The following is a 12,918-nucleotide window of genomic DNA, read 5'->3' on the forward strand; positions in this document are numbered from 1 at the left end:
CTTTCGTGAAACCCCGCCCGCCAGCGTATCTTTGCTCCACCCCATACGGCATCCTGCGGCCAGTCCTGGATTAAGGGAGGTTTCCATGAACAAGTTTCTTGCTGTCCTGACCTGCTCTGCGGCCTGTGCGCTGGCCTCTGCGTCTTATGCCGAAGACCCGCCGATGGGTTTTTTTGTCACCTCCGTCGGCCTCGGCGATGGCGGCAATCTGGGCGGGCTGGAAGGGGCGGATGCCCATTGCGCCAGCCTGGCAGAGGCAGCGGGCGCCGCGGGCCGCACCTGGCGCGCCTATCTCAGCACCCAGGAAGAGGGCAAGCGCGGCATCTCGGCCCGCTCCCGCATCGGCACCGGCCCCTGGTACAACGCCAATGGGGAGCTGATTGCTGTGGATCTGGACCAGCTGCACATCATGCCCAATATCTATGCCCGCACCGCGGTGGATGAGAACGGCAACCGCATCAAGGGCCGCGGTGACAATCCGAATGAGCATGACATTCTGACCGGCACTCAGGAAGACGGCACCGCCTATTTCCCCTGGCAGGAGGGTGACAAGACCTGCTCGAACTGGACCTCCAACGGCGAAGGGTCCGCCACGGTCGGCCACCACGACCGCCACGGTGGCGGCAACACGTCGTGGAATGCGGCGCATAACTCGCGCGGCTGCAGTGCAGACAACCTGCGCGGGACCGGCGGCAACGGGTACTTCTACTGCTTCGCCGCGGATTGAGACGGGGAGGGCGGGCTAAAGCGTTCCGCAGCCACTATGGCGTGCCGGCTCGGCGCGCCTTTCTATGTGGCACCACCGCGCAGGAAGAAGATCTCTACCGGAGCGGAAACCCCGCGCACATTATGGCGGCCGCAGCTGGCAAACAGACCGGGGGCGGCCGTGGCGACAGAAGCGGATGCCAGAACGGGATGCCCGGTGGATTTCGTCAGCCCTTCGATCCGGCTCGCCAGGTTCACCGCGGCGCCGAGCACCGTGAAATCCAGCCTGCCGGGGCTGCCGATGTTGCCATAGCTGACGCGGCCCGCATTCAGGCCGATGCCGATCTCCAGCGGCGGTTTGCCTGTTTCTGTGCGGGTTGTGTTCACCGCGGCGAGCCCGGCGAGCGCCGTATGCGCCGCCTGCGCTGCCTGCTGGCATTGGGCCTCGCGGCTGCTGCCGCCAGAGGCGGGGAAGATCGACAGAATGCCGTCGCCCATGAACTTCAGCACGTCGCCGCCCGCCTCCTCAACTGCCTGCACCACCACGTCGAAATAGATGTTCAGGGCGTCGAACACGTCCTCTTCGCTGGCGCTGTCGGAGAGGGCGGTGAAGCCGCGCAGGTCGGTGAACATGACGACAGCCTCCAGCGCCGTGCGCTCGCCGCGCTTGATGGAGCCGTTCCAGACCGCGTCTGACGGGCCATCGCCGAGATAAGTCCGCAGCAGGCTGCGTGACGATTTGCGCATGGTGACGGGTTCCAAAGCGCAGGAGAGGCCGGGCAGGGAGGCCTCTATCATCGCTAGGTTCTCCGCCGTGAACCCGTTGTCTGCCTGCGTGACAAAAGTGCAGCCATGCAGCGATCCGTCGCCGTAATACAGGAGCGTGGCATAATAATCGGTGCCGCCAGCCTCCGCGAATTCATGATAGGAGATGTGGTCGGCCTCAGGGTCGAGGCCGCGCAGGCTTTTGTGCAGCGGGCGGCGGTGGGCCAGAATGTATTCAAACGAGCTGCCGACGTAGCTGTCCGTCAGCATCATATCATGGGTGACATCGTAGCTTTCTGCGCCCTCCGGCGTCCATACCACGCCCCAGGCAATCAGCAGCGGGTTCGCGAAGCGCTGCCCGATGTTGACCCGCCATAGCGGCACGCCGGCCTCGATCAGCGTTGTGCAGAAATGCGAGACAACCTTGACCGGATCGCCGCAGCAGCGGCCTTCGGTCATCATCCAGCGGGAGAGTGCGTCCATGGTGTCCATGGGGACAGACTAGCCTGAGTGCCTGCAGTCGAACAGAACTGACTTCCCCTTGCCGCACGCCCCTGAACATGCTTTGAAATCCGGCAACTGACGGCCCGATAACGCAGGGAGGCACCCCATGGACCAGATCGCATTGACCCGCATTGCCGAGGCGCTGGAGCGGATGTCGCCCGCACCGCTGGAAACCCCGGATTTCAACGCGGCCAGCGCCTTTGTCTGGCATGTGGGGCCGGAGCGGCTGGAGCCGGTGGCAGAGGTCAACCGGATTGATCTGAACCTGCTGTTGGGTATCAACCGCTCCCGCGATACGCTGCTGGAGAACACCCGGCGCTTTGCCCAAGGGTTTGCCGCCAACAACGCACTTCTGTGGGGCGCGCGGGGGATGGGGAAGTCCAGCCTGGTGAAAGCCGTGCACGGGGCGCTGGCGGCGGACCACCCGCAGCTGAAGCTGGTGGAGCTGCAGCGCGAGGATCTGCCTTCGGTCGCGCGGTTGCTGGGGCACCTGCGCGGCTCGGAGCACCGCTTCATCCTGTTCTGCGACGACCTGTCGTTCAGCCATGACGACCAGCATTACAAGAGCCTCAAGGCGGTGCTGGATGGCGGTATCGAGGGGCGGCCGGAAAACGTGGTGTTCTATGCAACCTCCAACCGCCGCCACCTGATGCCGCGGGACATGATCGAGAATGAACGCTCCAGCGCCATCAACCCGTCGGAAGCGGTAGAGGAGAAGGTCTCGCTGTCGGACCGCTTCGGGCTGTGGCTGGGCTTCCACCCCTGCGATCAGGACGAGTATCTGGCGATGATCGAGGGCTACTGCGCGGCTTATGGCGTCGAGGTGGACGCCGAAGAGTTGCGCGCCGAGGCGGTCGAATGGCAAGCCACCCGCGGCGCACGCTCAGGCCGGGTGGCCTGGCAGTTTTTCACCGACCTGGCCGGGCGGCACGGGGTGGCTTTGCGCTGAGGCCGCCGGTCCTGTCAAAAGAAAAGCCCGGCTAATCAGCCGGGCTTTTCTTTGTTAACAGGCTGTTGCTGCCGTCAGTTCAGGTAGTTCAGCGGGTCGATGCTCTCGAAACCATCGCGCACCTCGAAATGCACATAGGCGTCGTCACCGCCGCGCAGCGAGGCAATGCGCTGGCCGCGGACCACGCTGTCGCCCTTCTTCACGGTGATATTGCCGACGTTCTGGTAGACCGTCAGCAGCTTCTGACTGTGGCGGATCACCACGATCGGCACATTGCTGGAATCCTTGGTGATCGCCGCGACGGTGCCGGCCTCGGCGGCATTCACCGGCGCCCCGGCGGTGCCGGCAATGTCGATGCCGTCATTGCGGCCCTTTGAGTAGGTCTTGATGATCTTGCCCTGCACCGGATAAGCCATTGCCGCGCCGCTGCTGCGGGTCGGTTCAGGCAGTTCCGGCTTGGGCAGGGTGTCCGCCGCCGGCTTGACCGCGGCAGGCTCGACCTTCTCGGCCGGCAGCGGCTTGCTGGCGCTGGGCGGCACCGGCGTCTCGGACCCTGCGCCCGGCTCTGTCACCACCACGGGGGCCGCTGCAGCGGCAGGCGTCACCTTGGCGGCGGGCTGCTCTTTCAGCGGGATCAGCAGGTACTGGCCTTCGCGCACGGCAAAATCGCTTCCCAGGCCGTTCCATTCCGCCAGCGACTTCACCGGCACCTGGTAAAGCCGCGAAATGGTATAGGCTGTCTCGCCGCGTTTCACCTTGTGGCGCACCGGCTCCGGGCCGGACTGCACCTTGGCGGGCTGCGGCTTGGGGGCGGGCTGGATTTCGGTCGTTGTTACGGAGCCCGCATTAGGCGAGGTCAGCGGCGCGCTGTCGATGGCCTGGCCCGCCAGTGTGGCGATATCGACGGAACCGGGCGCGGCGCTTCCGGGCAGGCTGGCCGGGGCGCGGCGCGGCAAGGCCAGAACCTCGCCCTGGCGCATCTTGTCGCTGGATTGCATGCCGTTGTAGCTAGCGACTTCATCCGCGGGCAGGCCGATGCGGGCGGCCACATCGCCGACTGTGTCGCCGCGCTGGGCCACGGCCACCTGATAAGACGGGTAGGAGATCAGGCCGCGGGCATCCGGTACCGGGCGGTTCGCGGTCGCGGATTGCGCAGCAGTGGTGGTGTTGAAACCGCCGATCTGGCCGCGCAGGTCATAGTCCAGCGGGCTCTGGCAGGCTGCCAGCACGCCGGCCAGCGGCAGTACGGCCAGCAACCGGGCCCGGGGCAGCACCGAACGGGACAGGCCGCGGAACACGGTCCGGGCGGGGGGGATCCGGGTCATTTCGCTCTCCTCAAAACACGCATCCCCATTTTCGCGGGGATCCTCTCGCGTCAATCACTATAGCCGATGCCTTTTGCGGCACGGCTGAATTCCGCCGCCAGTTTACGTGTCTTTCCCCAGGCCCTCAAGCAGGGGAACGAAGCGCACCGGGCGCAACTCGTCATACTCCAGCCCGTCCTCTGTCTTGCGGACCCGGATTAGGGTCTGGACGTGATCCGACTGGCCCACCGGCAGCACCATGATGCCGCCCGTCTTGAGCTGCGCCAGCAGCGGCCCGGGCGGGTCTTCGGCGGCGGCGGTCACGATGATGCGGTCAAACGGCGCCTGTTCGCTGAGCCCGTGGCTGCCATCGCCGACCAGCGAGGTCACATTGGCCAGCTGCAGCTGCTCAAACACCATCCGCGCCTCGCGCACCAGCCGGGCATGGCGGTCGATGGTATAGACGCGGCGCGCCAGTTTAGACAGGATCGCCGCCTGGTAGCCGGAGCCGGTGCCGACCTCCAGCACTGTATCGCGGGGGCTGACCTGCAGCGCCTGGGTCATCATGCCCACCACGGAAGGCTGCGATATGGTCTGGCCGCAGGCAATCGGCAGCGGCACGTCCTCATAGGCGCGTTCCGCAAAGATGCCGCGCACGAACAGCCCGCGGTCTATCTCCTCGATCGCCTCCAGCACCTTCTGGTCGGTCACCCCGCGCGAGCGCACGGAGTAGACGAATTGCATCTTGGTTTGCGCGTCGGGGCCGCTCATGCGTCAGAGCCCTCGATCGCTTTCAGCGCGTCCATTGCGTCCCGTGCGGTCAGATCAGCGCGCATCGGGGTGACGGAAATATAGCCGTCCAGGTTCATCGCCGCATCAGAGCCCGGCTCTGTTTCCACATGCTGGTTGCCGCCGCGGATCCACAAATAGCGCCGTCCTGTAGGCGACAGCTGCTCCTCGGCAGAGAAATGGCTGCCGCGGCGGAAGCCCTGCGGCGCGACGCGGGCGCCCTTCACATCCGCCGCCGGCACCGGCGGGAAGTTGATGTTGTAGAACAGCCGGTAGTCCTGGTTGTCCTGCGGCTGGGCCGCCAGGATCTTCTTCACCAGCGCCGCGCCATGCACGGCGGCGGCCTCAAACGGATTATCCGTCTCGCGGTTGGCGGGGCCGTAGTATTGCGACAGCGCCATCGCCGGGATGCCCTGCAGCGCCGCCTCCATCGCGCCGCCCAGGGTGCCGGAATACAGCGCATTCTCAGCCGAGTTGTTGCCGCGGTTCACGCCAGACAGCACCAGGTCCGGTTTCTGGTCGTGCATCGCCACATGGATGCCCGCCAGCACGCAGTCGGCGGGCGAGCCTTCTGCGGCAAAGCGGCGTTCGCCCAGCTGGCTCAGCATGGTGGGGCGGGTGTAGCTGATGCAGTGGCCGACGCCGGACTGCTCAAACGCGGGCGCCACGGTCCAGACCTCACCGCCGGGTCCCGCGACCTCATGGGCAATGGCGTCCAGAACCTTGAGCCCTTCGGCGCTGATGCCGTCGTCATTGGTGATCAGAATGCGCATGGGGTGCCTGCCGTCTTCAACCGGGTTTTCGATTGAATAGGACCTGCACCTGAAGGGGGCAAGGATTTCGCAGGGAGAAGCCGGATCCGCGGCAAAGCGGGGCAGGGAGGCAACAGGCGGGACGGACGGGAGAGGCGGGGAGCGCTCCCGCGCCTTTGGCCTGCATCCAAAGATGCCGCCCAAAGCCTTGGGCCGGGCGCCGCGCAGGAGCGCGGCGCGGGCCGGTCTGAGAGGTCAGTCCGCCAGGATCAGCGGCAGCAGGCGCGCGGCCTCGTCCTGGATCGGGGTCAGCGCATCACGGTCCTCGCCCGGATGGAAGCGGGCGCGCAGCGCGGTGGCCATCGGCTGCGGCTCCAGGATCCGAACCCGCGGGCCTGTGCGCTCTGTCTCGGCCTGCCAGCTGCGGGCCAGCGCCATCTGCGCCGCCTTGGTGGCGCCATAGGTGCCGTAGAACTTCTCGCCCGCGCGTGCGTCGTCAAAGAACACCGCGCGGCCCGACTGACCCAGCAGCGGCGCCACATAGGGGATCAGCACCGAGGTCGCGGTGGCGTTGACCGCCACGGCCCTGGTCCAGTCCTTGGGCGCAACCGACGGCGCCGGGCACAGGGCAGTGGCATGGATCGCGGTGTGCAGCCACAGGTCCAGCTTGCCCCAACGGTCATGGATGCCGCGGCAGAGCGTCGCCATCGCCTCCGGCACGGTGATGTCCATCGGCGCCAGGGTGGCAGAGCCGCCCGCCGCCTTGATGCGGTCGTCCAGTTCTTCCAGCGCGCCGGTGGTGCGGGCGACGGCAACGATGTGATGGGTGGGCGCAAGCGCCTCGGCCAGGGCCGAGCCCAGGCCGCGCGATGCACCGGTGATGAGAGCGATTTTGTCTGTCATGGCCGCCTTCTTGGGCCGCCCGCGCGGGCAGGTCAAGAGGCGGAAGGCAGCGCCGGGGATTTTCGAAAATCCCTGGCAGATTTCCTGGAAGAAATTTGCGCCGCAGCCCGCCTGCTCAGCTGCCCGGCATCTCCAGGCGCCGGGTTTCGCCGCGCTGGTTCAGCACCAGGCCATGGGCGTCGATGGCAATCACCTGGCCCTGCGACAGCCTGGTGCCGCGCTTCACCTCGCGGGTGCGCCCGGAGGGCAGGCGGATCAGCGCGCTCATGCTGTTTTCCGGCCCGTAGACCCCCAGCAGGCTCAGGTTGCTGCGGTTCACTGCATTGGTCTGGGTTGCCAGCCCCGCCACCTTGGCGGAGGTCTGCTCGTTCGCCATCTTCGTCTGCCCCTTGTTTGTCCGGATGGCATCTGGCGTGCGGCCGCTGCTGTTTCAAGCGGGCAGGGCAGGCCTCGGCGGAAAGCTGCAGTTGGCTGAGTGGAGGACCGCCGACGGCCCCGCGTCAGGCTGCTTGCACCGGGCCTTGCATCATGACTCAGGCGTCATAGACCAGCGACGGCAGGTCGTGCCCGTAGGCATAGAGCAGCTCCAGCAGCTCCTCCAGCTCTGCGCCGTCTTTCTGCAGCGGGTAGAGCGGGTGGTTCTGTTCGGTGACTTTCAGCTCCGGGTACTGGCCGCCGGGGCGCATTTCCAGCATGCAGCCCGCAGGCAGCGGCATGTCCGGCGGGATGGCATTGGCGAGCCAGGCCGGGCGGTCGCCCAGCTTGTCGGTCTCGCGCATCTCAAAGAGGTCGAGATAGGCGTCGAAATCATCGCGGCTGAGGCTGGCCCAGGTGCCCAGGATGAACTCCTCGCCGCGGGTGCCGTTCAATGGAATTGCCAGAACCGCGCGGACAAAGCGCAGATCGCCAAGGCGGCAGAAGTCCTCGGTCAGGATATCGCCGCGGGTCGCCAGAACGGCAGAGTTGTCCTCCACCTCCATGTCCTCGGAACAGGTGTCGGGCCGGTCGCAGCTAAGGCTGAGCAATTGCGCGAAAGTCGCGCCGCAGCAGCGGCACTGGCGCGGAGAAGTCAGCATGCGGGCAAGATGCGCGTCCAAGGGGCGGCCTTTCGTCAGGAGCATAGGAAAAGGCGCGGGCCATCACGGCCAGCGCCTCCCCATGCAAAGTTCCGGGCCCTCATAGACGCATGCGGGCCAAAGTTCAAACCCCTGTTGGCTGGGGTCAGCCAGTGGCCAGCTTGGAGGCGTTCCAGGAGGCGCCGGGGGCCGGCATGTCCTTGATCTTGGCGCTGACCCGGCTGCTGCCTTCCAAAGCCTCCAGATATTCCTCGGTGACACCGGTGATGTAGTTGCCGTCAAAGCAGGAGCAGTCAAAGCCCTGGATGTCCGGGTTGCCCTCCTGCGCTGCCCAGATCAGGTCTTCGAGCTTCTGGTAGAACAGCGCGTCGGCGCCCAGCTCCTCGCGGATTTCCTCGATGCTGAGGCCGTTTGCGATCAGCTCGTGCTTGGTCGGCATGTCGATGCCATAGACGTTGGGGTAAACCACCGGCGGCGAGGCAGAGGCGATATAGACCTTCTTGGCGCCGGCCTCGCGGCACATCTGCACGATCTTCTTGATGGTGTTGCCGCGCACGATGGAATCGTCGATCAGCAGCACGTTGCGGTCCTTGAACTCCAGCGGGATCGCGTTGAGCTTGCGGCGCACCGATTTCTGCCGCTCCGCCTGGCCCGGCATGATGAAGGTGCGGCCCACGTAGCGGTTCTTCACCAGCCCCTCGCGGTAGCGGATGCCGGTGGAGTTGGCGACTTCCAGCGCCACGGGGCGGGCCGAATCAGGCACCGGGATGATGCTGTCGATTTCGAGCCCCGAGTCCTGGATCTGCTTGGCCAGCGCCTGGCCCATGCGCAGCTGGGTTTTATACACGGAAACGCCGTCCATCATCGAGTCCGGGCGCGCCAGGTAGACATATTCAAAGATGCAGGGGGTCAGCTTGCCCTCGACCGCCTGGAAGGTATGCAGGTTGCCCTCAAGATCGATCAGAACTGCCTCGCCGGCCTTCACATCGCGGACCTTCTCGAACCCGTTGATGCCGAACGCCACGTCCTCGGACGCAATGCAATAATCGTCGCCGTCGCCCTGCGCCGGGCGCTTGCCCAGCGACAGCGGCCGGATGCCATGCGGATCGCGGAAGGCCAGCATGCCGACACCGGCAATCATGCACAGCACAGAATAGGCGCCCTGCACCCGCTCCATGGTCATCTTGACGCCGGCAAAGATGTTGCGGATCGGCTCGGCGTTGCCATTGACCTTGATCGCATCGGCCACCTTGTCGGCCAAGACATTCAGCAGGATTTCGGAATCGGAGGTGGTGCGCAGGTGGCGGCTGTATTTGCCGGTCACCTTCTCTCGCTGCTCGGCGGTGTTGGTGATATTGCCGTTATGGACCAGGTAGATGCCGTAAGGCGCGTTCACAAAGAACGGCTGCGCCTCTGCGGCACTCAGCGATCCTGCGGTGGGGTAGCGCACATGGCCCATGCCGACCCGGCCCGTGAGGGTTTCCGCGTCCGAAGGCCCGAACACATCCTTGACCAGTCCGTTTGCCTTGCGCTCGCGGAAGAACTCGCCGGTGTAGGTCACAATCCCCGAGGCATCCTGGCCGCGGTGCTGCAGCATCAGAAGCCCGTCATATATCTCTGCAAAGACTTCTGTGTCCCGGCTTGCGATCCCCAAAATCCCGCACATTGGCTGGCTCCAATCCCACTTAGGCTTTGCTGTTCGATGGCTGATGGAAACGGTTCTGCCGGCAGTCTAGCGCATTCTTGCGCGCCCGCGCCATTCTGGCGGCACCAAAGCAGCTTGCCGGCATAACCTCCGGAGCCTGGTGGCCGGTTGCAGCCCTGCTCCCTGGCGCTGCGCGCATCAGGTCAGGTCCACAAGGGCAGGCGGGCAGCGTCTGCAGCAGCGGCAAGGCGGTGTGGCTCCGAATCCGTTTCCTGTTCGCGCCCTCACATAGAGGCTTTCGCGGCTGCTGTCATCAAAGGATCACATTTCCCTTCTGCGCTGCGGCAACAGGGGCGGTTTGCCGGCTGCGCGGGCAGGGCGGGCCGCCCGCATCAATGCAGCGTCAGCAGCGACACTGCGCCAACCAGGACCAGGCTCAGCGCCCAGACCAGATCCAGGTTGAACCAGCCGCGGGACAGGAACTTCAGCCCCAGCCAGTGATAGACGCCAAAGGCGATGGCGCCGCCCGCCAGCGTCATTGCCAGCGTATGGGCCAGGGCGACCATTATGGCGATGCCCGCGCTGCCGGTCATCAGCGTCCCCGCAGCAGCATGTCCGGCATCTGTTTCCGCCGTAGCGCATAGCCCCAGATAGATAGGCACCAGCATCAGCCCGGCGCCATGCGCCATTGCTGCCAGGAACGACCACAACGCCAGCCGCGACGGCGGCACGCGGGCCAGCAGGCGCGGGTGGCGGCGGTTCCACAAAAGATACAGCCCCAGCGCCATCACCAGGCAGGCAGCGCCGATCCGGATCTCGCGCTGCCATTCGGCCAGCACCAGCAGCATCGAGAACGGAAACAGCACCGCTGCCATTGCCAGCAGGTGCCCCGCCGCCAGCGCGGCCAGCGCCCGCCACAGGCTGCCCCGCGCGCGCTCCATCAGCGCGGCCGACACCGCCAGCGGCCAGCCCATGCCGGGGTTTACACCGTGATACACGCCCGAAAGCGCAACGGCCCCCCACAGGGCCGCCGCCGTGCTGATCTCTGCCACGCGTCAGACGGAGGGGTAGCAGAAGCTGTCTGTGGAGCAGTCGCCGCCTTCCAGCCGGATCTGGTGGCTGCGGTAGCCCTCGGGGAACTCGACATAGAAGTCCTTGTCCAGCTCCAGCCCGCCGCTTTCGCCGACGTTGGCCATCACCATCTGGCCGCCGCCGCTGTCCGGGTAGAACTGGTCGTCCCAGGTGGAGTAAAGCGAGTTGGTCCAGTAGACCCGCTTGCCGTCGCGGCTGATCTCCACCATCTGCGGGCCATAGGCGAAGTCCTTGCCGTTCGGATGCTTGGCACCGCGCGCAATGCCGCCAAGCTCGACCTTGCCGGCCAGCTTGGGGTTCATCGGGTCGCTCACATCATACTGATGCATCTCGCCCAGCCCCCAGCAGGCCACATAGAGGTATTTGTCATCCAGGCTCAGGTCGATGTCGGTGACCAGCGGCGGCACCGCCTCGAACCCCTGCAGCAGCGGCGGCAGGTTTTCCGCCTTTTCCGGGCGCGGGTCGATGGTGATGGTCTTCTTGGCCTCAAAGGTGCCGTCGTCCTTCTGCCACCAAGTGAAGATCGAACCTTGCAGGTTGGTGGTGTCCACCACCACGCCGCAGAACCCGTAATCGCGTGAGGGATCATGCGCGGGCCGGATTTCCAGCGCCATCTGGTGGTTCTCGCCCAGGTCGATGGTCTGCACGTTCTTGCGCTGGCGCAGGTTCCAGAAATGGATCGAATGGCCGTATTTGTTGCTCAGCAGGTCCTCCGGCACGATGCCGTTCTCAAACTGCGGCGGCAGGCCCCATTCGGAACTGACCATGTAATCGCGCGGCAGGTTCCACCAGAAATCATAGTGCTTGTCCTGCTTGCCGCGGTCCATCTCATAGCGGCCGAGGATCTCGAAGGTCTCGCAATCCATGATGAAGATGCCCGGCGGCCCGTCGGTGCCGTCCTCGCCGCCGCCGCCCAGGGTCGAGACATAGATGCCCTCGGGGCCGCAGTGGATGGTGTGCGGGCGCGAATAGCCGGTCTTGGCAAAGACCTCCTCCGGCTCGATGATCTTGTGGATCTTGGCCTTCAGCGGCTCTTTCACGTCCACCACATAGATCCGGCTGGAGCGGATGCCGGGGATGATCAGATAGCGCCGCTCCAGGAACGCATGGCCCGACAGCGGCGACAGCGAGGAGGAACAGGCGTTCCAGCCGAAATGATGAAACTCGTCGCCCTTGTTGGGCATGATCAGCTGATGCACGATCTGGCCGTAGGTGTCTGAGCCCGGGTCGACATCGACCACTGCCAGTCCGTCGGGCTGCGAGAAATCGGGGCTCAGCATCAGCGTGAAGGCCAGCTTTTCCGCCGGCGCCTCCATCGCCAGTTTGGGTGTTGCGTGAAATGTTGGGTCGGGCCGCAAGTTCATCGTCAAATCCTCCCTGAATACCGGGCGCCGGTTGCTCTGCGGGGCCTTTGGCGCCTGGGGGGATGCTGGCATACATATATTTTCCGGGCAACTTTTTCCGGAAATGCTCCTGCGTATGGAACGGACGTTCCGTCTTTCCGCCAAAATGCAGGGGCGGAACCATGCGAGCCTCTCCGGGTTCCCAAAAGAAGAGGCCCGCACAAAGGCGGGCCCGAGGGGGGAGGGAATGTCTTGCAGGCTGGCCTTTGGGTCAGGCCGCCAGGATGCGGTCCAGAAGGTTGTCCAGCGGGCCGGGCAGGCGGGCGTCAATCTCGCCCATGCCGGTCTGCGACAGCGCGCGGCCTTCGTCGCTGGCCAGAACCTGGCGGGTCTCTGTCAGCGACAGCTGGTGGAACGCGGAGTCCCTGGTGGCGTCACCGGCGGACAGCAGCATGCCGCATTCGGCCCAGACCAGCTCTTCCTCTGCGAATTCGAAATGGATGCGGCCCAGGCGCTCCGGTGCAGCCGCGGTGATCCCCTTGTATCCGGCCAGGGCGATCAGCTTGGCGACAACAACCGGCAGGCCGAACAGGCGTTCCGCGGTCTCCATCTCCAGCGCCACTTTCTGGTCCGAGGGCAGCATCAGGGCAGTGTCATTCCCCAGCGCACCGGCCGGGATATGCATCAGCGTGGTCAGGCGCGGCACAGCGTGTTTCACCGCCTTCACTTCCTGGGCGCCGCCGTCAAAGGTGAACACCATGTCGCCGGGCTTGATGTCGCGGGCCTGCTTGAAGCCTTCTTCGGTCTCCACCAGCGTATCGGGCAGGAAGCCGCCGCTGCGGATACGGGCACGCTTGGGCGCCGGCTTCACGGAGTGCGGCAGGGGATTGGTCAGCAGCAGCACGTCAACCGGCAGGTAGTCTGCGAAATCTGTGGTGTGATCCAGCTGCATTGTAGCGTCCCTTCTGAGCGTCTTCGTCCCGGCGTTTTGCCGTTGACGCCATGTGGCCCCCGAATTGGGACCAAATTGGGGCAGGGGTGCGTCGCCTTTCGGGATGAGGCGGTTTTTTGGGGATAAAAGCTGCTTTTTC

13 protein-coding genes are annotated in these 12,918 nt (G+C 65.3%); 2 read left to right on the forward strand and 11 right to left on the reverse strand.

All coding sequences use genetic code 11. The features are described from left to right. Nucleotides 1-85: 85 nt before the first annotated feature. Nucleotides 86-727, forward strand: a complete 642-nt coding sequence (locus K3725_RS06015) for a hypothetical protein (RefSeq protein ID WP_260017918.1) — start codon at nucleotides 86-88, stop codon at nucleotides 725-727. A gap of 62 nt (nucleotides 728-789) precedes the next feature. On the opposite strand, the gene K3725_RS06020 is transcribed toward K3725_RS06015, so the two are convergent. Beyond that, the gene (locus K3725_RS06020; protein ID WP_260017919.1) at nucleotides 790-1,962 is read right to left on the reverse strand and encodes an adenylate/guanylate cyclase domain-containing protein; all 1,173 of its coding nucleotides are present in this window, start codon (nucleotides 1,960-1,962) and stop codon (nucleotides 790-792) included. Between the two features lie 118 nt (nucleotides 1,963-2,080). Between K3725_RS06020 and K3725_RS06025 the strand changes: the two genes are divergently transcribed. Beyond that, complete coding sequence (locus tag K3725_RS06025; protein ID WP_260017920.1) at nucleotides 2,081-2,923, forward strand: ATP-binding protein; 843 nt, start codon at nucleotides 2,081-2,083, stop codon at nucleotides 2,921-2,923. A gap of 74 nt (nucleotides 2,924-2,997) precedes the next feature. On the opposite strand, the gene K3725_RS06030 is transcribed toward K3725_RS06025, so the two are convergent. From K3725_RS06030 to K3725_RS06075, 10 genes are all read right to left on the reverse strand, one after another. Further along, the gene (locus K3725_RS06030) at nucleotides 2,998-4,248 is read right to left on the reverse strand and encodes a LysM peptidoglycan-binding domain-containing protein (protein WP_260017921.1); all 1,251 of its coding nucleotides are present in this window, start codon (nucleotides 4,246-4,248) and stop codon (nucleotides 2,998-3,000) included. A gap of 102 nt (nucleotides 4,249-4,350) precedes the next feature. Continuing rightward, complete coding sequence (locus K3725_RS06035) at nucleotides 4,351-4,998, reverse strand: protein-L-isoaspartate(D-aspartate) O-methyltransferase (protein WP_260017922.1); 648 nt, start codon at nucleotides 4,996-4,998, stop codon at nucleotides 4,351-4,353. Further along, on the reverse strand, nucleotides 4,995-5,789 hold the full coding sequence (gene surE, locus K3725_RS06040) for a 5'/3'-nucleotidase SurE (protein WP_260017923.1): 795 nt from the start codon (nucleotides 5,787-5,789) through the stop codon (nucleotides 4,995-4,997). The genes K3725_RS06035 and surE overlap by 4 nt, the downstream gene beginning before the upstream one ends. Nucleotides 5,790-6,023: 234 nt before the next feature. After that, nucleotides 6,024-6,671, reverse strand: a complete 648-nt coding sequence (locus tag K3725_RS06045; RefSeq protein ID WP_260017924.1) for an SDR family oxidoreductase — start codon at nucleotides 6,669-6,671, stop codon at nucleotides 6,024-6,026. A 115-nt stretch (nucleotides 6,672-6,786) separates the two neighbouring features. Then, nucleotides 6,787-7,047: a hypothetical protein gene (locus K3725_RS06050; RefSeq protein ID WP_260017925.1), complete on the reverse strand. Its 261-nt coding sequence runs from the start codon at nucleotides 7,045-7,047 to the stop codon at nucleotides 6,787-6,789. A gap of 157 nt (nucleotides 7,048-7,204) precedes the next feature. After that, on the reverse strand, nucleotides 7,205-7,792 hold the full coding sequence (locus K3725_RS06055) for a DUF2199 domain-containing protein (protein ID WP_260017926.1): 588 nt from the start codon (nucleotides 7,790-7,792) through the stop codon (nucleotides 7,205-7,207). Between the two features lie 100 nt (nucleotides 7,793-7,892). Further along, nucleotides 7,893-9,413 carry an amidophosphoribosyltransferase gene (purF, locus tag K3725_RS06060; protein ID WP_260017927.1) on the reverse strand — a complete coding sequence of 507 codons (1,521 nt, stop codon included), beginning with the start codon at nucleotides 9,411-9,413 and terminating at the stop codon, nucleotides 7,893-7,895. Nucleotides 9,414-9,784: 371 nt separating this feature from the next. Then, nucleotides 9,785-10,444, reverse strand: coding sequence for a hypothetical protein (locus tag K3725_RS06065; RefSeq protein ID WP_260017928.1), 660 nt, complete (start codon nucleotides 10,442-10,444; stop codon nucleotides 9,785-9,787). A gap of 3 nt (nucleotides 10,445-10,447) precedes the next feature. After that, nucleotides 10,448-11,848 carry a selenium-binding family protein gene (locus tag K3725_RS06070; protein WP_260017929.1) on the reverse strand — a complete coding sequence of 467 codons (1,401 nt, stop codon included), beginning with the start codon at nucleotides 11,846-11,848 and terminating at the stop codon, nucleotides 10,448-10,450. A gap of 250 nt (nucleotides 11,849-12,098) precedes the next feature. Continuing rightward, nucleotides 12,099-12,779, reverse strand: coding sequence for a Hint domain-containing protein (locus K3725_RS06075; protein ID WP_260017930.1), 681 nt, complete (start codon nucleotides 12,777-12,779; stop codon nucleotides 12,099-12,101). Nucleotides 12,780-12,918 lie beyond the last annotated feature (139 nt).

This window comes from Leisingera sp. S132 (assembly GCF_025144465.1).
GTDB lineage: Bacteria > Pseudomonadota > Alphaproteobacteria > Rhodobacterales > Rhodobacteraceae > Leisingera.

Excerpts from the sequence above, each read along its gene's own strand:
- K3725_RS06015 (WP_260017918.1), top strand. The coding sequence starts at position 86 with ATGAACAAGTTTCTTGCTGTCCTGACCTGCTCTGCGGCCTGTGCGCTG.
- K3725_RS06020 (WP_260017919.1), bottom strand. The coding sequence starts at position 1,962 with ATGGACACCATGGACGCACTCTCCCGCTGGATGATGACCGAAGGCCGC.
- K3725_RS06025 (WP_260017920.1), top strand. The coding sequence starts at position 2,081 with ATGGACCAGATCGCATTGACCCGCATTGCCGAGGCGCTGGAGCGGATG.
- K3725_RS06030 (WP_260017921.1), bottom strand. The coding sequence starts at position 4,248 with ATGACCCGGATCCCCCCCGCCCGGACCGTGTTCCGCGGCCTGTCCCGT.
- K3725_RS06035 (WP_260017922.1), bottom strand. The coding sequence starts at position 4,998 with ATGAGCGGCCCCGACGCGCAAACCAAGATGCAATTCGTCTACTCCGTG.
- surE (WP_260017923.1), bottom strand. The coding sequence starts at position 5,789 with ATGCGCATTCTGATCACCAATGACGACGGCATCAGCGCCGAAGGGCTC.
- K3725_RS06045 (WP_260017924.1), bottom strand. The coding sequence starts at position 6,671 with ATGACAGACAAAATCGCTCTCATCACCGGTGCATCGCGCGGCCTGGGC.
- K3725_RS06050 (WP_260017925.1), bottom strand. The coding sequence starts at position 7,047 with ATGGCGAACGAGCAGACCTCCGCCAAGGTGGCGGGGCTGGCAACCCAG.
- K3725_RS06055 (WP_260017926.1), bottom strand. The coding sequence starts at position 7,792 with ATGCTCCTGACGAAAGGCCGCCCCTTGGACGCGCATCTTGCCCGCATG.
- purF (WP_260017927.1), bottom strand. The coding sequence starts at position 9,413 with ATGTGCGGGATTTTGGGGATCGCAAGCCGGGACACAGAAGTCTTTGCA.
- K3725_RS06070 (WP_260017929.1), bottom strand. The coding sequence starts at position 11,848 with ATGAACTTGCGGCCCGACCCAACATTTCACGCAACACCCAAACTGGCG.
- K3725_RS06075 (WP_260017930.1), bottom strand. The coding sequence starts at position 12,779 with ATGCAGCTGGATCACACCACAGATTTCGCAGACTACCTGCCGGTTGAC.